This window comes from Swaminathania salitolerans, assembly GCF_007988945.1.
GTDB classification, from domain to species: Bacteria; Pseudomonadota; Alphaproteobacteria; order Acetobacterales; family Acetobacteraceae; genus Swaminathania; species Swaminathania salitolerans.
In genome coordinates this window covers 234674-255088 of record NZ_BJVC01000001.1, presented here as the reverse complement: position 1 = coordinate 255088, position 20415 = coordinate 234674, and the positions used below count along the sequence as shown (strand labels likewise).

The window sequence follows — 20415 nt, the reverse complement described above, 5'->3', positions numbered from 1 at the left end:
TCGACGGTCATCGGAAGGAGAACCCGATGTCTGATCTGCCGATGCTGCCTGTGAGCAAGATGCGCGCGTTACGACCATATTTCCCGAAAACGCGCGGCCTGAAACGCGTAGATGATCGCCGCGTGCTGAGCGGCATCGTCTACGTGATCCGGCATGGCTTGCAATGGAAGGACGCGCCGTCGGGCTACGGTCCGCATAAGACGCTGTATAATCGCTTCATCCGTTGGAGCCGTCTTGGCGTATTTGCCCGGATCTTTTCCGCCCTGACGGGTAATGCTGGCGTTCCGGAGGAGTTGATGATCGACAGCACACATCTGAAGGCGCATCGCACTGCCGCAAGTCTGCTCAAAAAGGGGGTGCTGCGCGTCGGATCGGACGCACAAGAGGCGGCCTGAACTCGAAACTGCACGCCGTCTGCGACGGGCATGGCCGTCCAGTGGCGATGCTGCTCACCGAAGGTCAGATGAGTGACCACAAGGGCGCAGCCCTGCTGCTGCCACGCTTGCCCTCCGCTCGCCACCTGGTCGGCGATCGCGGTTACGACAGCAATTGTTTCCGGCGCAATCTGACCGAAAGAGGCATCGAGCCATGCATCCCGTCCACGAAGAGCCGGAAAGTGCCGATCCCGCACGACAAGTCCCGATATCGCCGGCGGCACAAGGTCGAGAACATGTTCGGCCGCCTCAAGGACTGGCGCCGCATTGCCACGCGCTACGACCGCTGCGCCCACACCTTCTTCTCGGCAATCTGCCTCGCCGCAACAGTCATCTACTGGACGCCGTAATGAGTCCTGAGCCTAGGACACCGTGCGCCCACACTCACAGCTCGGTGGCAAGACGCCCGATCAGATCGCCGGGCAACGCTCCTGGGGGCATGCCCCCAGGAGCGTTGCCATCACATCACCATCAGCCCATAAAAGCAGGGAACTCTCCTTTTGAGCGCATACAAAAAAGGGAGCACGTCGGAAGTCGCATCGTTCCGAGATCTTTCCACAAACAATATCCGGACATCGCGATCCTGTCCGGTCGATATCACCTCTATCCTGTCGTCCAGGGGCGAGGGTCGTCTTTCCCGTCGAGCCAGCCCAGAGCCTGCATTTCCCCGATGATCCATCCGCAGGACATGTCGCTCGAGGGCGACATTTCGAACGCATGTGGATGGGCGCCAAAGGGCATCGTTGCGCAGGTCGCATCCCGAGGCAGGGCGAGGCCCCCTGCGTCGAGAGAGCGTGTCGCGAGGTCGATCGTCCTTTCCCGGAAGGCCGGATCGAGAGACCGGGCAATCGACGTCTCCAGAACGTCGCGCAGCGCCGCAATGTGACAGGGATGACGTCTGGCCCAGGCCGAGGTGACGACGCATTGTTTTTCGGGATGACCGGGGCAGATCATGGCCGAACCGCTGACAACGCGCCCGAGCCCGGCATATCCGGCGGCAACGCCCCAGGGCGGCCCCGCACAGAAACCGTCGATTTCCCCGCTTGCCAGCGCATCCAGCATCGTATCGGGCGGCATGACGACCACCTTCCCCAAAGCGTGTGGACAATTTGCCAGAAGGAACCGGCGCAGCAGCAGGTAATGGGTCGAATAGGCATGCACGACGGCAAGACGCGGCGTAGCTCCGCCCTCGAGAGCCCCGTCACGCAGAACGATCGTGTTGCCGCCACGGGAAATGCCACTGACCACCTCCAGCGGCGTCGGACGACCGCGCTTGCCCAGATAGGTCATGATCGCGAGAGGCGGAAAGACGACAGCCGCATCCAGCCGCCCCCAGCTCAGCCCATCCGCAATATTCGCCCAGGAAGGCTCGATCACGATCTCGACCGTTATCCCCGCCTGCGCGAACAATCCCAGCTCTCTGGCCATCAGAACCGGCACGCTGTCGCTCAGACGCAGCAGGCCGATACGCAGGGGGATCGTCATGAACCGGCTCCGGGTTCATGGAGCTCGAGATATTGTCGACAGAGATCGGCCATACGTCGCCCTTCCTGCATGGCGCGCTTCTGGAACCAGCGATGAGCGGCAGCTTCTCCGGTCGATTCACGCTTCATGAAAATTCTCTTTGCACGGTCGATCGCCTCCCGCTCGGACAGGTGACGTTGCGCTTCGTTCAGGGCCCGGCTCTGCTTCTGGAACCGCGTGTAGAGCGCGATTGCGGCACGCAGGACCGGCTTCACGTCTCGCGGGAGCGTGTCGACCAGATTATAGGAGCAGATACCGGCATCGAATGCATCGCACATCAGAGCCTCGTCGTCCCGGTCGACAAACAGCGCCACCGGCCGGTTCAGTTCCGAACTCGAGAGCGCGCGCACGCTGTCGAGGGAATCGCGATCCGCCATCTCCAGATCGACCAGAACGATATCGGGCTGCATTTTGCCAACGGCCTCGATCAGCGTCATGCCCGGTGCCAGACGCATGATTTCGAGCGCCGGATCGGAGGCGAGCTGATCCGACAGGGCAACAGCCCGACGCGGATTGGAGTCGGCAATCAGGACACGCATGGCTCAGTAGACGTCACGAACATAGCGTCCGGCCCGGGCCATTTCATCCACATAGCGCCCGGCCTGCGCGGGATCCATCTGCCCGTGCAGCGCAACGATACCGCGCAATGCGGCATCGACATCGCGCGCCATGCGTGCCGCATCCCCACACACATAGACATGAGCGCCTCGCGCGATCCACTCCCAGAGATCAGCTCCTGCCGCCTTCATACGATCCTGAACATAGATACGGGCCTCCTGATCGCGCGAGAATGCCAGATCGAGGCGTGCAAGCCCACCCGATCCACGCAGGGCGTCCAGCTCCTTGCGGAAATAATAGCCCGAGGCGGCATGACGTTCGCCGAAGAAAAGCCAGGCGCCGCCCACAGCTCCGACACCCGCAGCCCCGGCGCCCCCAGCCCCGACGCTCGCAGCCCCGAGGGCGGCACGGTGATGCAGAAATCCGCGAAACGGAGCGATCCCCGTGCCTGGCCCGATCATGACGATAGGTATCGTCTGATCCTCGGGCAGACGGAAATGGCCCGATTTCCGGACGAAGATCCGGGCTTCGTCGCCGCAGGAGAGACCGGCAAGCCAGGTCGAACAGGCCCCGGGATAGGGATCGCGCGCGACGCCTACGGTCAGATGAACCTCGCCCGGATGCGCGAGCGGAGAGGAGGCGATGGAGTACAGACGTGGCTGGATCCGGCGGAACAGATCCGGGATATCGGTCAGGGCCATGGCTCGACAAGACGCGTCGAGCATATCCGGCAGATACCCGGCCTCCATCCCGAGATGCGCGCTCATGGCGGCACTCGCGCGTGAGAGATCCAGATGATCCGTCAGAGCCTCCCTCAATGTCATTTTACCCGAGGCGCCCAGAACGATCTCGCTCTCGCCCGGGTGACCGATCGCGTGCAGGACACGCGCGACGATGCCCGCCCCGTTGCGCGGCCATATGCCAAGCGCATCTCCCGGCGCGTAGGACAGGCCGGTCCCTTCGATGTCGAAACCGATCAACCGGGTCTCGCGCGCGGAATGCGGGGGCGTGAGAAGCCCATTGCAGCAAAGCCGGGCCGCGACGGTGAGAGGGGACGACCTGCCAGCGGGAGAAGATGGCGTCCCGGGATTTCCTCCGCCCGTCTTCAGGTACGCAAGAAGGCGGGTCTGCCATGCGGCAATGTTTTCGTCGTCAAAAGGCTCGCATTCCTGCCGATCGAGCAATGGCTGGCTCCCGAGCTCCGACAACCGGCCGTCCAGAGCCCGACCGAATCCGCAGAAACTGGCATAGGCGGAATCCCCGAAAGCGAGCACAGCATGCCGCATACCGCTCAGCGAGGCCGTGCGCGCGCGAAGCGCAGCCCAGAAGACGGCCGCGCTGTCGGGCGGGTCGCCATCCCCGAAAGTCGACACCACGAAAATGGCGTCCCCCCGCGGCAGATCATCGGCTGAAACCGCATCGAGCGCGATGCAGGGTCGCTCCAGAGCCGCTGCCAGCGCACGCGCGGCTGCCTCGGCCCGTCCGGTCTGCGACGCCCAGAAAACGGTCGCGCCTCCGGCAGATCCGACAGGCGCCTCACGAGGCTTGCGCGCGTACAGGCCCGCCAGAAGCCCATCGATCCGCAGACGATCGTTCTCGTCCAGCGGCGCATGAGGCGGAACGACCGGCACCTCGCCCGGGAGTGGTGGCGAAAGACGCAGCCCCTCGAGGAAACCGCCGAGCCACCGCCGCACGGTGCCGGACAGAGGCGGGGGCGGGGCCTCCACCAATCCGGCATAATCCGCCAGTCGCGCAGCGGGATCGGGCGTGCCTTCCGGAGCGGGGGCCGGCACCCGGGTGAGATTGACCGCACACAGCTTGAATCCCGGCTGGAGCGACACCGGATCGACCTCATCCGGGGTCAGGGCATTGACCGCCAGATCTGCCCCGAAGGCATCGTTCCAGTGAAACGGGGCAAAACACAGGTCAGGGGGCACGCGGTCGCTGATATGCACCGGCAGGGTTGCCGAGCCACGACGCGAGCGGATCAGGACACGATCGGCAGGATCGAGCGCCAGATCGCACGCGGTATCGGGATGCAGCTCCACGAACGGCCCGGGATGCAGTTTGCGCAGGGCTTCGACCGTGCCCGTCTTGGTCAGGGTATGCCAGTGATGCTGCAAACGGCCTGTATCGAGCACATAGGGATACTCCGCATCGGTTTGCTCCCCCGCCCCGAGATAGGGACGCGCCAGAAACCGGGCGCGACCGTCATCGGTCGCGAAATGCGGTCCGGATTGCGGATCGGGCCTGTAACGAATGGGGTGGCGCGGTTGCGTGTCGCCAGACGGGCTCGGCCATTGCACCGGCCCTTGTGCCAGCCGGGCATGGCTGATGCCCGAAATATCGTAGCCTGTCTGCGGGTTGGCGAAACAGGCTGCTTCGGCGAACACCCCGGCTGCACTCTCGAAATCGAACCCCTCATACCCCATTGCACGCGCGACACGGGCGATGATCTCCCAATCCGGCATGGCTTCGCCCGGAGGCGGCACGGCGGCGGGCGTCAGGGTCAGGGTCCGCTCCGAATTGACCTGAACCCCCTCCCCTTCCGCCCAGAGCGCCCCCGGCAGGAGGATATCGGCATAGGCGGCCGTTTCCGCCCCCTCGAACGCATCCTGCACGATCACGCATTCGGCGCTTCTCAGACCTGCAATCACGCCCTCGCGCCGCGCGACACTCGCCACCGGATTCGTGCATATGATCCAGACCGCCTTGATCTCGCCGCGCGCCATCGCGTCGAACATGCCGATGGTTCCGTACCCGGCCGCCTCGCGAATCGTGCCGGAGGGCAGACCCCATATTGTTTCGGCAAAGGCGCGATCCGCTGCCACCAGCGCGCTGCGCTGGCCCGGCAGACCGGGGCCCATATAGCCCATTTCCCGCCCCCCCATCGCGTTGGGCTGGCCTGTGAGTGAGAACGGTCCGCTCCCGGGCTTGCAGATCGCCCCGGTCGCCAGATGCAGATTGCACAGCGCATTGGTGTTCCATGTGCCTGTCACGCTCTGGTTCAGCCCCATGGTCCAGAGACTCATCCACGCGCCCGATTCCGCAATCCAGTAGGTGGCCTGTTTGAGGTCGTCGATCGAGATACCCGTTATCGTCGCCACCCGTTCCGGCCCGTACTCCGCCAGAAACGGGACCATCGCGTCCCAGTCGCGGGTGTGGCGGGCTATGAAATCGCGGTCGATCGCGTCCCATGCCACCAGCAGGTGCAAGATACCGTTCAACAGGGCGAGATCGGTGCCTGCCCGGATCTGAAGGAACAGATCGGCCTTCTCTGCCGTCGCGGTCCGGCGCGGATCGACCACGATGAGCCGGGCGCCCTGACGCCTGCGATCCAGCAGGCGCAGGAACAGGATGGGATGACAATCCGCCATATTCGCGCCGATGACGAAGAACAGATCGGCATGATCGAAATCCTCGTAGGAGCCCGGCGGAGCGTCCGCGCCCAGCGACGTCTTGTACCCCGCCCCTGCGGATGCCATGCAAAGGCGCGAGTTGGACTCGATATGCTGCGTGCGCCAGTATCCCTTTGCCAGCTTGTTGGCGAGATATTGCGCCTCCATCGTCATCTGGCCCGAAACGTAGAGCGCCAGGGCATCGGGGCCGTGGGCATCGAGAATTGCACGCAGACGCTGCGCGGTCCGCCCGATCGCATCGTCCATGCCCAGAGGCTGCGGCTTTTCCTCCCGCGCCGTGCGGATCGCTGCATGGGTCAGACGCCCGGATGCCGAGACGGGTTTGTCGCAGGAGCTGCCTTTGGTGCAGAGCCGCCCCCGATTGGCCGGATGATCCGGATCGCCGCGCAGCTTCACGATCCGGTCGCCCTCGACATCGAAGATGATCCCGCATCCGACCCCGCAATACGGACAGGCGGAACGAACGGTTTTGTGCATCGCCACGTCAGACCTGCGCCAGGACCGGCTCCCTTGCACGGATCTGGACACGCCCCCCGGCGATCCGGGCATCCCATACGCGCAGGGAAACGCGCTCGTCTTCAAGGCACATCCCGTCACGCAGGCGGAAATGCTGCTTGTAGAGGGGGGACGCCACCACGATCTCCCCCTTCAGATCGCCGACGATACCGCGTCCGATCACATTGGCCTTCGAAAACGGATCGTGATTGTCTATGGCGAAAATCCGTGCAGGCATGTCCTTCGTCGCAGGCAGCTGGAACAGGGCCACCTGTGCGCCCTCCCACCACGCAACCACCCCGGAACCGGGAACGAGATCGGTCTCCTCACACAGCGTCTGCCAGTCATGCGGACCGCTGCAGACGCTTCCGCCGGAAGCATTTCGGGCGGGTCTGACCTGATCGCGCTCGGCCTCGGTCCGGACGTCCGGATCGGGTCGCGCGTCATTGACGAAGGTCCGGAACCGCTTGAGCTTGTCCCGATCCGAAAGCGCATCGCGCCATTCGCATTGATAGCTGTCCACGACACTCTGCATCTGTCGCTCGAGTTCGTCCGCGATGCCCAGACTGTCCCTGATGATGACGTCCCTGAGATAATCGAGCCCGCCTTCGAGGGTCTCACGCCATACAGACGTGCGCTGAAGCTTGTCTGCGGTGCGGATGTAGAACATCAGGAAGCGATCGATGTACCGGACGAGGGTTGCGGAATCGAGATCGGTCGCGAAGAGTTCCGCATGGCGCGGGCGCATGCCCCCATTGCCGCAGACATAAAGGTTCCAGCCATTTTCCGTGGCGATCACGCCGACATCCTTGCTTTGCGCTTCCGCGCATTCGCGCGTGCATCCCGAGACGGCGAATTTCAGCTTGTGCGGGCTGCGCAGGCCCTTGTACCGGTTTTCGAGGTCGAGCGCCTGGCCGACACTGTCCTGCACGCCGTAGCGACACCATGTGCTGCCCACACAGGATTTGACGGTGCGGGTCGATTTGCCATAGGCGTGCCCCGTCTCGAAGCCTGCATCGATCAGCTCGGCCCAGATATCCGGAAGCTGATGAATCTGCGCGCCGAACAGGTCGATACGCTGACCGCCGGTGATCTTGGTGTAGAGCCCGTATTTCTTGCCGACCTGTCCGAGGACGATGAGTTTGTCCGGCGTGATCTCTCCCCCCGCGATACGCGGCATGACCGAATAGGTACCGTTCTTCTGCATATTGGCCATGAACGTGTCATTCGTGTCCTGCAGCGGAATATAGGCAGGATCGGTGATCGGCCTGTTCCAGGCAGATGCCATGATCGATCCGACGGTGGGCTTGCAGATATCGCAGCCCAGCCCGCCATTGCCGTATCTTTCCATCAGCGCGTCGAATGTCCGGATATCGTGCACCCGGACCAGCGCGTAGAGCTCCTGCCGCGTATGGGAAAAATGCTCGCAAAGGGAATGATCGACCTCGATCCCGCGCGCCGATATCTCGGTCTCGAATACGGATTTGAGCAGTCCGACGCACCCGCCGCAGCCGGTTGCGGCCCTGGTCTGCGCCTTGAGGGCCGCAAGATCCAGACATCCTCCGTCGATGGCGGCGCTGATCGCGCCTTTGGTGACGTTATGGCAGGAGCAGATCGTCGCCGTATCGGGAAGGGAATCGGACCCGAGAAGCGCTGCCCCCTCGCCGCGTGGCAGGATCAGGGCGGCCGGATCGGCAGGCGGCCGGATCGCATTCTGCACGAATTGCAGGATCGTATCGTAATAGGAATTGTCGCCAACCAGAACGGCACCGGTGACACGTTTGCCATCGGCAGAGATCACGAGGCGACGATAGGCGCCCTCCGCCTCTCCGACGAAGCGATAGCTGGTCGATCCGGGTTCGGCACCCTGTGCATCGCCGATCGAACCGACATCCACACCGAGCAGTTTCAGCTTCGTGGACATATCCGCCCCGGAGAAAACCGCCTCCTCTCCCGCGATGACGGCTGCGGCCGTGCGCGCCATGGTATAACCCGGGGCAACGAGACCGAACACGCGCGCCTGCCAGGACGCACATTCGCCAATGGCGAAGATATGCGGATCGACTGTGCAACACCGATCGTCCACCGCGATCCCTCCGCGCGGGCCGATCGCAAGTCCGCATTCGCGCGCAAGCCCGTCATTGGGCCGGATACCGGCAGAGAATACGACGAGATCGGTCTCGAGCGTCGATCCGTCTGCAAAGACCAGCTTGTGCCTCAGGGTCTCTCCCGGCTCGATGGCCTGCGTTGCATGCGCGACGCGCACATCGATCCCCATACGCTCGATCCTGTGACGCAGGGCCCGGCCGCCATCCTCATCGAGCTGAACCGGCATCAGACGCGGGGCGAATTCGACGACCGCCACATCCAGTCCGAGCGACCTGATCGCGTTGGCGGCTTCGAGACCCAGAAGCCCCCCACCGATCACGACCCCGTGCCTTGCACCCTGCGACGCCTCGCGGATTGCATCGAGGTCATCGAGCGTACGGTAGACGAGACCCGCTGTCCCCGCATTGCCCGGCACGGCTGGCACGAAAGGAAAGGAACCCGTCGCGATCACCAGCGTCTCGTAGGGAAAATCTCCTTCCGCGGTGCGAACCAGACACGCCTCACGGTCGATCGCCGTTACAGCCACACCGAGATGAAGCGCGATACCGTGCGTTTCATGAAAGCCTTCCCGGTGCAGGCGAAGAGACAGGGCGTCCTGTCCGGTCATGTATTCGGTCAGATGCACCCGATCATAGGCCACATGACGCTCGGCTCCGAATACATGGATATGATGGCTCTCATGCAGCCCGTGACCGACGAGCTGCTCCGCACAGTAATGGCCAACCATGCCATTGCCGATGATGATGAGATTGGTCTTGTCGGTCATGTCCGGAATGTCCTTCTCAGAACTTGAGCATCATGGTCTGCATGACGAATGCGCCGCTGCGGGCACCTGCCCGACGCATGGCATGCGACGCGGAAAAGCCCGCGAGATCCTGTGTCCAGGCCCAGTGCGGCGCGAAATTCCAGGCGAGCTGGGCCTGGGGTATGGTGCCGATATAACCGCCTGAGAGCGTGTCGCGCCAGGCATAGGTCTTGCCCACAGCATAGACAGCATCATCTGTGCTCTCGCGCCAGAAAAACGGAAGATGAAACTTGATGTGAAACGTCGCAGAGGGAGCCAGATCGAATGACGGCCCTGCACCGACCAGATTTTGCGATGTAAGCGAGAGGGTCACATCGTTATAATAGGGAAGCGGGAAATACGGCGCGGCAAAGGTGCCGACGGCGCCGCCTTGCGATCGAAAGGAGCCGCCGGAAAACAGATCTGCCTGTATGCCCAGACTGGGCTTCCAGGCCTTGTCCGGCGCAGCGTACAATACAGCTGCATTGACGGCATAGGCCCGCACGGCCCGGCCCGGCAAGAGCCGGTCGGCCGGACGATATCGACCGCCCTGAAACACACCAGTCAGATTGACCGTGATCGGACCGGCCTTGCCCCAGAGGCGTGCCCCTATATTGTCGCGCCGGCTCGATGCGGCTTGCGCCCGCCCCGGTGCGGGAAGCGGCTGGGCGGCAAGAGGCCCGGAAAAGAGATATCCGATATAGAACAGATCCGCGAAGAGCTGTCCCGGTTTGCCCCACAGGCTGAAACCCGGAAGAGCCGTCGAGCTGTATCCCCCGAACATCCGTGCCGCGTAATTCGTCCCGTCTGAAAAAACGCCGACAGGGCGCTTGTCGGTCTGCGCGAAATCGAACAGGTCGAGCCGTGTCCGCTTCCAGATCGCATAGCCGCGCACGCCGTCCCATGTCAGCTGCGCATTGGTCAGATCGCGCGCGGATTGCATGGAAACGGGCGCGTCGAGAAACACCTGCCGACCGCCGATCACGCCCGCCTTCGCCCCCAGCACGGTACCGCGAATCTCCAGGATGCCCTGTTGCAGATCCAGCCGCACGCGCTGTGTCCCGCTCTGATAGCCATAATAATGCGCGCCACCGGCGAAAGCCTGCAGGAACTCCGCATAGGCCCGGACATGTTTCCCGACGGACAGATCCGCGCCGTACTGGCTGCGAAGCAGAAGACGGGACGCGTTCGTCTTGCCTGCCGTACCCATCAGGGGACGGTTTTCGAAGACATATCGCAGCCGTTCCTCGCCGGAAAAACTGATCCGGATATACGCCTTGTCACTCAGCGACAGGTTCTTCAGGCGCGCGAATCCGTCATAGGGGCGCTTGCGACCCGGGGGCGTCGTGATCGTGGACCAGTCCTGCGCCCAGGACACCTGCCCGAAGCCGCCGACCGTTCCGAATCCCGCTGCTGCGCCATCGCCCTTGCTGAAAACGCCATAAGGCGGGGCTGCTGCCCGGGCAGGGAAGATTGCAAGAAAGGCCGGAAGCGAGGACAGCGCACACAGGCACGTCCTCATGCCTGTCCCCCGGAGACGGCGTTCCGGGCGGCTGCCGGACGCGCGCGCGATGCAAGGCAGGTCAGAAGCCCGAGGAAGGTGAAAGCCGCGAACAGAAGGAAGGCCGCCCCATATCCTCCCGTGGCATGACGGATCGTACCCAGGAGAACCGGCAGACAGAATCCGCCGATACCGCCGCTCATACCGACGAGTCCGGTCAGGATACCGACGGAGTTCGGAAACCAGGTCGGAACGAGCTGGAAGAGAGCCCCGTTCGCAAGACCCAGAGCCATCATGCCGACGAAGAAAGCAAGCAGCGCAAGCAGGAAGGACGGCAGACCGAGCCCGATCGACAGATAGACGATGCAGGCAGCAGCAAAGAGAATGGACAGGGCGCGGGTTCCCCCGATCCGGTCGGCCAGCGCCCCACCCAGCGGACGCACGAAAGACCCGGCAAACACGATCACGGCGGTACAGAACCCGGCGGTCGCAGGTCCGAGGCCATATTGATCGTTGAAATAGATGGTCAGAAACGAGGCCAGCCCCACGAAACCGCCAAATGTGACGGCGTAGATCCCCATCAACGTCCAGGCACCGCGCGCGTGCAGCAGGGGCAGCCATGCGCGCAAGCCGCCCGAGACGCGTCGCTTCGGTGGCTCCTTTGCAAGCATGACGAAGACGATCAGCACCAGAAGAAGCGGCAGAACGGCAAGCCCGAGCACATTCACCCAGCCGAGCTTCACCGCAAGCACCGGAGCGATGAGCGCCGCCAGAGCCGTGCCCGAATTCCCTGCGCCGGCAATGCCGAGCGCCGTCCCCTGATATTGCGGAGGATACCAGCCGGACACCAGAGGCAGCGCGACGGCAAAGGAGGCGCCCGCCACCCCGAGCAGCAACGCGACCGGAAACATGGCCCCATAGGATGAGGGCGCGAGAAACCAGGTCACCATCAGCCCGGCGATGACAACGATCTGGGCGACGATCGCAGTGCGACGGGCGCCGAACAGATCCACGCAGGCGCCGAGCACGACCCGAAATCCTGCCCCTGCCAGTACCGGTGTTGCGACGAGCAGACCCTTCTGGCTCGCATTCAGATGCAGGGCATGGGAAATCGCAATGCCGAGCGGCCCCAGAAGAACCCAGACCATGAAGGAAATATCGAAATAGAGGAAGGCAGCGATCAGGGTCGGAAGATGACCGGATTTGAAAAAAGCCCTGTCCATGGCGGTTTCCAGATGACGGCACGCCCTCGGGACTTGCCGGTCAAGCCTTCACGGCATCAGGGTCTTCCTTGGCCCTGAGTTCGATATGGATCGCCACCCTGCCCCGACGCCGCCATTGACGCGATGTGGCTCTTTTTCTGGATCCTAACAGCAGATTCGATCTCGCGTCAAACTGATCCGATATCAGAATAAAACGACATGAGAACTATTTGCATCCCGACCGGGGCGCCGCTCATCGGAGCGGACCGGGAGGGACGTGCACCCCGCACTACGCGGCGTCGATCCGCTTTTCGTTCCACCATACGCGCATGAAAGACGAGGGAATGAGCGCTATGGGGGCGTCATCAGATGGGTCCGCAGCGCATCGACGAAAACGCGAACCTTGGTCGACAGGCTTCGATGCGCCGCATAAACCGCATGAGCCTCGACGATTTCCGTCCTGAAACCGGCAAGCAGGTGCACGAGCCTCCCCTGCGCGACGGCGGGCCGGGCGATGAAAGCGGGGAGTCGCCCTATGCCCCCGCCCTGTTCGAGCAGGATTTGCAGCACGGCGGGCTCCGGAACGACGGTTCCGACTCCGACGGAGACGCGGCTTTCACGATTGGCATGATCGTGAAAGCGCCAGATCGAGGGTTGGTCGCTCCATCCGATCAGGGTGTGACCGGCAAGATCGGACGGCACGACCGGCGTGCCATTCCGTGAAAGATAGGACGGACTGGCACATGGCCATAAGGCAATGCCGCCAAGTTTACGGGCAATCAGATCGGAATCCCGCATGGCACCGATACGGATCGCAACGTCGACATCCTCATTCGCCAGATCGGCAAGCCGGTTCTCGGCCTCGAGATGAACGCGCAGCTCGGGATAGCAACGCAGGAATTCGGGCAGCATCGGCGCGATCAGACCGATCGCGAACGTGGTCGCCGCGCTGATTTTCAGAAGACCGCGGGGCTGTCCGGTCACGCCGTCGAGCGCGGCCTCGGCCTCGCTGAGATCGTCCATGATGCGTCTTGCGTGAATCAGCAGGATCCGGCCGGCCTCCGTCAGCCTCAGGACTCGCGGGCCGCGCTCGAAAAGCTTTGCCCCGATCTCGCTCTCGAGACGGGACAAGCTGCGGCTCAGCGACGATTTCGGCGTAGCCCCGACACGCGCGGCCGTGCTGAGGCTCATGGAATCGGCAATTCTCACGAAAGTGCGGAGGTCGTCCGAGTTCATGGCATCGTTCCAGAAATGGAACGCCCTGTCTACGATACTCCCCCTGATCTGCAAAGCAGGAACGGCCTAACCTGACATTCAACAAGGAGGGCGGAGATGTCCAAACCAATCGTTCTGATCACGGGGGCCACCGGACAGCAGGGAGGAGCCACGATCCGCGCGCTGCAGCGCCGCGGATATGGCCGGATACGCGCGCTCGTCCGCAACCCGCAGGCCCCGAAAGCGGTCGCGCTGGCACGGAGCGGCGTCGCGCTCGCTCAGGGCGATCTCGATGACGAGCGATCCCTGCACGCGGCGCTTACCGATGTCAGCGGCGTTCTGTCGGTTCAGTCGCCCATGAAGATCGGGCCTGCCGGAGAGGAACGACAGGGAAAGAGGCTCGCACGCCTCGCGGCCGAGCACGGCGTGCGCCATTTCGTCCAGTGTTCCGCCGGGGGTGTGGAAAGAGAGAGCGGTGTGCCGCATTTCGAAAGCAAGAGGGCGATCGAGCGACATATCGCAGATCTGGGACTGCCTGCGACGATCTTGCGTCCGGCGGCCTTCATGGAAAATTTCTCGGGTGCGGTATTCCGTCTCACCATGCTCTCCATGATGAAGACCTTCCTCCGTCCGGACCAGACGATGCAGCTCGTCTCGGTGCAGGATGTGGGATGGTTTGCAGCCGAGGCCTTCGAACGCCGCGACCGCTATATCGGCCAGTCGATCGAGCTTGCCGGAGACAGCGTGACGCCCGGATCGGCTGCATCCGTTCTCAGGGCATCCGGTGCACGTCCGAGCCGGGGCTTCACGCTGCCCGGCATGATGCTGGCGCGCCTGCCCGAGGATTTCCGGCTGATGTTCGCGTGGATCGCACGAGACGGGTTCCGCGCCGACATCCAGGCCCTGCGGCGCACCTATCCCGGGTTGCTGACCCTCGCGGAATGGGCGCAGCAAAACGCCCGGGGCGCCGGACGCGGTTCATGACTGGCGTATCGGCAGCCCCGTGCTGAAAAAAAACTCCCGGTCCCGCGCGAAGACGAACGGGATAACCGGATCCGCCCGACCGGTCCGGTGGCGATACCGGACGACACCGATATCGGCGCTATCTACAGGACAGCGTGCAGTCTCAGGCCGATAACATCGACCTGCGGTTTGTTCCGTTGCAGGTTCGTGCGCCAGATATGCTGATAATCGGGCTGCACCGACACGCCTTTATAGAGCTGGAAGGCGTAGGTCGCTTCCAGCGTCATGAGATGGCTCTGGGGATAGGTCGCGTTCCCCGGAAGGGGATCCCCCTTGCGATAGCGCTCCCATTGGGCAGCGATCAGGGATGAACTTGCAAAGGTTTCCGACCATTCGACGCCGATCGTATCTTTCGGACGCCTTTTGAAGAACCCGCGATCGACAAGACCCGCAAAGACCTGAAAACCGTAGGGACTGTTATTCTCCTGCCCTCGTGTCATCCCGGCAAGTATGTAGGTTCCATGCAAGGGACCGTCTCCATGGCGGACGATCATCTGATCCGCCTCGAGCCATAATTGCGTCTTGCCGTTCGTCTGGCGATGCGGCTTCCCGGACTGCACTGCGGAGTTCATATCGGTATCGAAATACAGATCCGGATAATTCGACGAGTCGTAGGCGACACCGAATTTGTAATGTCCGACGAGGTGGTTCTTTCCGAAAGAGGGTATCCACCCGAACTCGACCGGCACATAAACCCCAGTGTACAGACTGGTTCCCATACGAAAACCGGATCTGTCGTAGCGGTTCGTGTTCAGATCGGGATTGACCCCATACACACCGGTCTGGGCGTAGACGCCGCTATCGGGCCAGTAGCGCACGCGTCCACCCCAGACGGATCCGGGATAGGTCGCAAATCCGGCGTCGTTCCTGGTGAGAGACTTGGGCACGCCGCAATTCGATTTATTCATGAAAACGCAGTAAAGCGGCGAGTTTGCGAAATCGATATTGACGGGCATCTTCCCCATGGCAATCTGCATATGATTGCGGAGCAGGTTCTGCGTCGCATAGACATAAACCAGCTTGACCCCCACATCGCCACCGGACCCGAAAATCTCCTGATATCCATTCAGCGAATGATCCCCTAGATCCGCTGCCAGATTGTGGCCGGCCCGGTTCACGAACACGGCGTGGGTCCGCAGCCCCTGCCATCCGACGAGACGACCCCAGTCAAGATCGAGTTCGGCACCGATCTGATGGGCATAAGCGGCATCGCCGGCATGCGCCGTGTCGAGAGCTATGGCGCTCTCGGAGGTATAATCCACGACGATGCCTATACCTTTTTCATTGAGCTTTCTGACCAGAGTCCCCCAGGCTTCGACGCTGTTCTCCACCTTCGGCGTGAAGGGTGTATTTGCGAAAGACGTCGGCGTATCGAGTTCGAAAAGCGGTGCGGACCTCGAGACAGGCCCGCGATACTGGGCCTGTGCATCGGAAACCGGCAGGACGCACCAGACCATGGTCGTCGCTGCAAGGAGCCGATGAACATGCGCCGCATATGACGAGGGAGAGCGCAAAGCAGACATCGCCCGGAAAGGGGCACAGGAACGGGCACAGGAGCGGAAACGGGCAATCACGTCGGACGACACGTGCTTGCAGCATGGAACACGTTGCCGGAAAGGCGTTCGCCCAAGCGATCGGGACAGGGCCGGCCGGTCGCCCATCCGGCGCGGCGATCGCGGGGCACATCCGCTTCCGGGCCGGGATCGCTCGTTCTGGGCAGAAACAGCCACCTGCCAGTATCGGCGACCCTGCCGGTCTGTCGAACGGGCGTTTCCGTATCGGAGAGTCCGGATAGGGCGATCTCTTTCGGAGCGGCAACGCTTTTTTCTTGCATGACTATTCCAGTAATCATCGTCTTGCCGGTTATTCGACCTGCACGATCCAAAACATCGATCCGCCCCATAACGCGAGCCCGTCTCCAGAGCGCTATTCCGGAGATGCGCATCCATTCAGGCGCATCCATTCAGGCGCATCCATTCACGCGTGCTCAGGAAGGCGCGTTCTTCAGGCATATCAGGCCCGCGCTCCGTTCGAATTCAGCGCGCAATTATCCACATAAGCGGGGAATATCCGGAAATATACGAGTATAATCTCCCCACACCCGGAAATCTTCATGCTTATGTTTGTACAATCCGATAATCTACATATATGGATTTTTTAAAAGTTAAAAAACGATCATTTATCCAGTACATTATGTTGATTATATTTAACTTTATCGAACCTTATAAGTGCTGCACACGTTATTCAGGCACCAAGCTGGATACAATAGGGATTTCCGCAAGAAATCTCATGAAAATCCGTGATGAGAGCCGATTTCTTCTTGAAGACTGAGCCATGCAGAACGAGGCCGAGCGCATGACACCTTCCGTTTCCGGCGCGAAGACCGCCCACTCCCCGGAGAGACGGGAGTTCCTGCGCAAGGCGGGCATTACTGCAATTCTCGCCACGCTGACCAATCTCGATTTTCCCGTCGATCCTGCCTCAGCCGGGGAAACATCCTCCGGGATCGAGGATGAGCAGTTTCTCGCCGTCTCCCGCGTCCTGACGGGGTGCAGGGATCTCGACCCCGTATTGTCGCGGCGTCTGAGACACGCATTGACGGGCGTCTTTCCGGAGCAGGTTCGTCAGATATGCGCGCTGGCCACGACGCTCGACACGAACACCACGTCGGATCTTCTGATGACCGATGCAGGCGCGGCCCACGATGCCCTGCTCACGGTCAATGCTGCGTGGTATATCGGCTCCGTCCGGAATCGTACGAACGCTCCGATGGTCGCCTATGCGGATGCGCTCATGTACCGACCTGTGAGAGACGCGTTGCCGGTCCCGACCTACTGTCGGGCAGAACCTGGCTGGTGGTCGCAAACGCCTCCGCTCGATCATATCGCCTCACCTGAAACGGACAGAGCCCCGCCGCCGCCGCCACCGGTCGGGGTTCTCGGATCCACCCCACGCCAGAGCGCCATCATCCCGCCTGCCGGTCGGTCGTCGTTCTCGGCATTGCCGCGTGAAACCAAGGATACCAGATAGAGTGAGAAAACCGTCATTCACTTCCGGTGGCGATCTGTCGGCCGACGTCGTGATCGTTGGCTCTGGCGTCGTGGGCGGCATGATCGCAAACGAACTCGTCTCCGCCGGGCATTCGGTTGCCGTTCTGGAAGCCGGTCTGCGCAGGCCCCGTGGAGAATTTACGGAAAACTGGCGCAACATCTCGTTTCATAATCGTCTTCATTCCGACTTCCAGGGCATTTATCCGCAATCACCGCTCGCCTCGGCCCCCCTCTATTTTCCGCCCAACGACTATATCTCCCTTTCCGGACCGGACGGCGATGCTTTCAAGCAGGGATATCTGCGTATCGTCGGAGGAACGACATGGCATTGGGCGGCTTCCTGCTGGCGCCACCTCCCGGTGGATTTCCAGATGCATACCCGTTACGGTGTCGGACGGGACTGGCCGATATCCTATGACGATCTGGAACCGTATTACTGCCGGGCCGAAGAGGAAATGGGCGTTTCGGGCCCCTGGGATGTCGCCCTGCAGTCTCCCTCCCAACGCAGCCGCCCCTATCCCAGAAACATGATCCCGTTCGGTTATGCGGATCGCCGCGTCGGCGAGGCTGTAAATCCTCACGGTTTCAGGCTGGTCCCGATACCCCAGGGACGCAGCGTCGCTCCCTTCGGAGACCGACCGGCGTGCTGCGGCAACAATAACTGCCAGCCGATCTGTCCCATCGGTGCCATGTATAACGGCATCAGACATATCGAATGCGCCGAACGGAAAGGCGCATCCATCCTGTCGGAGTCGGTCGTCTATCGTGTGGATACGGACGAGACCAACAGGGTCACATCGATATACTGGTACGACAGGGATAGAAACGCGCATAAGGCAACGGCAGAGATTTTCGTCTTCGCCTGCAATGGCATCGAAACGCCACGCCTGCTGCTTCTGGCAGCCAATGCCCGCAACCCGAATGGAATAGCCAACAGTTCCGATCAGGTCGGCAGGAACATGATGGATCACTCCGGTATCCATGCCACTTTCCTGGCCGGAGAGCCCCTCTGGTTCGGACGCGGACCGGCCCAGAGCAGCTGCATCGTCGGTTCGAGAGACGGAAATTTCCGCAGCAGATACTCTGCAAACAAGATGATCCTCAACAATATCAGCCGCGTACCGCCTGCCACAGAGCAGGCCCTTGCGCTCGGCCTGACCGGCGATGCCCTCGACCGCGAAATCCGCCGCAGGGCAGCATGTGGCGTGGATCTCTCCATCAGCCTCGAACCCCTCCCATCTCCCGGAAACAGGCTGACGCTGAGCCGTACGCGCAGGGACGCGCTTGGCCTGGCCTGCCCAGACATCCGATACGATGTCGGAGATTACGTGCGCAGGGGAACGAAGGCAGCCGTCGAGCAGGTCAGGGAAATCGCTGGACTGCTGGGCGGAACGGAGCTGCACGTGACCGAGCAGTACAATGCGAATAATCATATCATGGGCGGCACCATCATGGGAGCAAATCCCGGAGATTCGGTCGTCGATGGAACCTGCAGGGCCCATGATCATCCGAATCTCTGGCTGCCGGGAGGCGGTGCCATGCCATCCGCAAGTGTGGTCAATACGACCCTGAGCATGGCGGCGCTCGGTTTGCGCGCGGCCGATGCCATCCGTTCGCGCCTTGCGGGCAAGACATCATGAAGTGCTCAGACGCCCGGCACGGCGACAGGCTCCGCATACTCGTCGCTGCTCTCTCATTCGGGATGGCAGGCAGTCTTGCAGAAACGGCATCGGGCGCCGATGCGACCGCCCGGGAAATCGGGAGAGGGCGCTATCTTGCCATCGCTGCCGACTGTGCTGCCTGTCACACGGCGCATTCCGGCCTGCCCTATGCAGGCGGATATGGCATTCCGTCTCCGTTCGGCACCATTTACAGCACGAATATCACACCATCCAGATCCTACGGGATCGGCACCTATTCGGAGGCCGATTTCGCCCGTGTTCTTCGTCGGGGCGTCACGCCGGAGGGCAAATACCTCTATCCCGCGATGCCCTATACCTCGTACACGAATCTGACCGACGCAGATATCCGCAGTCTCTACGTCTATTTCATGAATGCCGTGAAACCCGTCGAGCAGATGAGTCGGCCGACGCGGCTGATGTTCCCGCTGAACATGCGGTTTCTCATGATCGGGTGGAACTGGCTTTACCTGAAGAAGCAGCGCATGGCTGTTCCGGGCACCGCCACCTCGCAGGTGGCCCGGGGGGCCTATCTCGCGACAGCGCTGGCGCATTGCGATGTCTGCCACACGCCACGCAACTTCCTGATGGCCGAGATACCGGATCGGAACCTCGGCGGTGCGGCGCTTTCGAGCTGGTATGCGCCCGATATCACGCCTGACTATCCGAGCGGGATCAGCACCTGGACGGACGAACAGTTGCGACTCTACCTGCAGACGGGAAACGCACCGGACAAGGCGCAGGCGGCAGGTCCCATGGCGGAGGCTGTCGAGAAGAGTTTCCAGCATCTCTCCGGGCGCGATATCGACGCTCTGATCGCCTATCTCAGACAGGTGCCTCCGGTTGGCGATCCTGCCTATAAACGACCGCGTGACAGCTTTGGTGCACCCTCCCATATGGAGGCCGCCATAAGGGGAAGCCGTGTCGATACACGCACGCATGGCGAACTGCTCTATTCACGCGAATGCGCCTCATGCCACCAGCCTTCCGGCAAAGGGAGTCGCGACGGCTATTATCCGCCGCTTTTCCACAATACCGCTACGGGAGCCCCCGATCCGGGGAATCTGGTTTCTGTCGTCCTGCATGGCGTCCGCCGGAACATCGATGGCCGGATCGTCTATATGCCCGGTTTCGGTCCTGAGAGTCCGATCGATCATCTTTCGGATCAGGATATCGCTGACGTCGTCAACGAAGTCGAAACCAGCTTCGGCGATCCGGAGGTCCGCATCACACAGGAAGACGTGAGGAACATCCGCAACGAAGGCCGTTTCTCTCTGTCTGTCACGACGGAGAGGATGGTTTCACTCGGCGGGACGATCCTGGCTCTCGCTCTGGTATCGCTGGGAATCGTGCTCATCAGACGCCGGAGAGCGGCAAGGCGGCGCCTGTAGCGGGGGCCGATCCGGGAACAGGGCGCGGCGT

At 62.1% G+C, this 20415-nt stretch carries 14 protein-coding genes; 5 read left to right on the top strand and 9 right to left on the bottom strand.

Features of this window, described 5'->3' with window-relative positions:
* The first annotated feature begins 26 nt into the window (after window positions 1–26).
* Window positions 27–784, top strand: a protein-coding gene (locus tag SSA02_RS01085) for an IS5 family transposase (protein WP_246103539.1) whose coding sequence is annotated in 2 segments (ribosomal slippage) — window positions 27–360 and window positions 360–784 — 759 coding nt in all. Because the reading frame shifts where the segments join, the coding sequence is not laid out codon by codon here.
* Window positions 785–1037: 253 nt separating this feature from the next.
* Here the strand turns inward: SSA02_RS01085 and SSA02_RS01080 are convergent.
* The 7 genes from SSA02_RS01080 to SSA02_RS01050 form a co-directional block, all read right to left on the bottom strand.
* Window positions 1038–1919 (bottom strand): ABC transporter substrate-binding protein, encoded by an 882-nt coding sequence (locus SSA02_RS01080; protein ID WP_147092088.1) that lies wholly within the window; start codon window positions 1917–1919, stop codon window positions 1038–1040.
* Window positions 1916–2497 carry an ANTAR domain-containing response regulator gene (locus tag SSA02_RS01075; RefSeq protein ID WP_147092087.1) on the bottom strand — a complete coding sequence of 194 codons (582 nt, stop codon included), beginning with the start codon at window positions 2495–2497 and terminating at the stop codon, window positions 1916–1918. The genes SSA02_RS01080 and SSA02_RS01075 overlap by 4 nt, the downstream gene beginning before the upstream one ends.
* A 3-nt stretch (window positions 2498–2500) precedes the next feature.
* Window positions 2501–6412 (bottom strand): bifunctional nitrate reductase/sulfite reductase flavoprotein subunit alpha, encoded by a 3912-nt coding sequence (locus SSA02_RS01070; RefSeq protein ID WP_147092086.1) that lies wholly within the window; start codon window positions 6410–6412, stop codon window positions 2501–2503.
* Window positions 6413–6419: 7 nt separating this feature from the next.
* Window positions 6420–9305 (bottom strand): nitrite reductase large subunit NirB, encoded by a 2886-nt coding sequence (gene nirB / locus SSA02_RS01065; RefSeq protein ID WP_147092085.1) that lies wholly within the window; start codon window positions 9303–9305, stop codon window positions 6420–6422.
* A 16-nt stretch (window positions 9306–9321) separates the two neighbouring features.
* Entirely contained in the window at window positions 9322–10845 is a 1524-nt protein-coding gene (locus SSA02_RS01060) for an alginate export family protein (protein WP_147092084.1), read from the bottom strand.
* Window positions 10842–12047, bottom strand: a complete 1206-nt coding sequence (locus SSA02_RS01055) for an MFS transporter (protein WP_147092083.1) — start codon at window positions 12045–12047, stop codon at window positions 10842–10844. The genes SSA02_RS01060 and SSA02_RS01055 overlap by 4 nt, the downstream gene beginning before the upstream one ends.
* Before the next feature lie 330 nt (window positions 12048–12377).
* Complete coding sequence (locus tag SSA02_RS01050) at window positions 12378–13262, bottom strand: LysR substrate-binding domain-containing protein (protein ID WP_147092082.1); 885 nt, start codon at window positions 13260–13262, stop codon at window positions 12378–12380.
* Between the two features lie 96 nt (window positions 13263–13358).
* Here SSA02_RS01050 and SSA02_RS01045 point away from each other — a divergent pair, with 96 nt between their 5' ends.
* Window positions 13359–14225, top strand: coding sequence for an NmrA/HSCARG family protein (locus SSA02_RS01045; protein ID WP_147092081.1), 867 nt, complete (start codon window positions 13359–13361; stop codon window positions 14223–14225).
* Window positions 14226–14347: 122 nt separating this feature from the next.
* On the opposite strand, the gene SSA02_RS01040 is transcribed toward SSA02_RS01045, so the two are convergent.
* Both SSA02_RS01040 and SSA02_RS01035 read right to left on the bottom strand, forming a co-directional pair.
* Window positions 14348–15787, bottom strand: a complete 1440-nt coding sequence (locus tag SSA02_RS01040; protein ID WP_246103538.1) for a carbohydrate porin — start codon at window positions 15785–15787, stop codon at window positions 14348–14350.
* 47 nt (window positions 15788–15834) lie between these two features.
* Window positions 15835–16227, bottom strand: a complete 393-nt coding sequence (locus SSA02_RS01035; RefSeq protein ID WP_147092080.1) for a hypothetical protein — start codon at window positions 16225–16227, stop codon at window positions 15835–15837.
* Window positions 16228–16598: 371 nt separating this feature from the next.
* Between SSA02_RS01035 and SSA02_RS01030 the strand changes: the two genes are divergently transcribed.
* From SSA02_RS01030 to SSA02_RS01020, 3 genes are read left to right on the top strand one after another with little or no spacing between them, the layout of a single operon-like run.
* Window positions 16599–17294 (top strand): sugar dehydrogenase complex small subunit, encoded by a 696-nt coding sequence (locus tag SSA02_RS01030; RefSeq protein WP_147092079.1) that lies wholly within the window; start codon window positions 16599–16601, stop codon window positions 17292–17294.
* 1 nt (window position 17295) lies between these two features.
* Complete coding sequence (locus SSA02_RS01025; RefSeq protein ID WP_147092078.1) at window positions 17296–18954, top strand: GMC family oxidoreductase; 1659 nt, start codon at window positions 17296–17298, stop codon at window positions 18952–18954.
* On the top strand, window positions 18951–20384 hold the full coding sequence (locus tag SSA02_RS01020; RefSeq protein ID WP_222591042.1) for a c-type cytochrome: 1434 nt from the start codon (window positions 18951–18953) through the stop codon (window positions 20382–20384). The genes SSA02_RS01025 and SSA02_RS01020 overlap by 4 nt, the downstream gene beginning before the upstream one ends.
* The last annotated feature ends 31 nt before the right edge of the window (window positions 20385–20415 follow it).

Bases quoted from the DNA above. Each gene is read 5' to 3' on its own strand.
- SSA02_RS01070 (WP_147092086.1), bottom strand. From the start codon at position 6,412: ATGCACAAAACCGTTCGTTCCGCCTGTCCGTATTGCGGGGTCGGATGC.
- SSA02_RS01080 (WP_147092088.1), bottom strand. From the start codon at position 1,919: ATGACGATCCCCCTGCGTATCGGCCTGCTGCGTCTGAGCGACAGCGTG.
- SSA02_RS01040 (WP_246103538.1), bottom strand. From the start codon at position 15,787: ATGTCTGCTTTGCGCTCTCCCTCGTCATATGCGGCGCATGTTCATCGG.
- SSA02_RS01060 (WP_147092084.1), bottom strand. From the start codon at position 10,845: ATGAGGACGTGCCTGTGTGCGCTGTCCTCGCTTCCGGCCTTTCTTGCA.
- nirB (WP_147092085.1), bottom strand. From the start codon at position 9,305: ATGACCGACAAGACCAATCTCATCATCATCGGCAATGGCATGGTTGGC.
- SSA02_RS01050 (WP_147092082.1), bottom strand. From the start codon at position 13,262: ATGAACTCGGACGACCTCCGCACTTTCGTGAGAATTGCCGATTCCATG.
- SSA02_RS01035 (WP_147092080.1), bottom strand. From the start codon at position 16,227: ATGGATGCGCCTGAATGGATGCGCATCTCCGGAATAGCGCTCTGGAGA.
- SSA02_RS01055 (WP_147092083.1), bottom strand. From the start codon at position 12,047: ATGGACAGGGCTTTTTTCAAATCCGGTCATCTTCCGACCCTGATCGCT.
- SSA02_RS01075 (WP_147092087.1), bottom strand. From the start codon at position 2,497: ATGCGTGTCCTGATTGCCGACTCCAATCCGCGTCGGGCTGTTGCCCTG.
- SSA02_RS01045 (WP_147092081.1), top strand. From the start codon at position 13,359: ATGTCCAAACCAATCGTTCTGATCACGGGGGCCACCGGACAGCAGGGA.
- SSA02_RS01030 (WP_147092079.1), top strand. From the start codon at position 16,599: ATGCAGAACGAGGCCGAGCGCATGACACCTTCCGTTTCCGGCGCGAAG.
- SSA02_RS01020 (WP_222591042.1), top strand. From the start codon at position 18,951: ATGAAGTGCTCAGACGCCCGGCACGGCGACAGGCTCCGCATACTCGTC.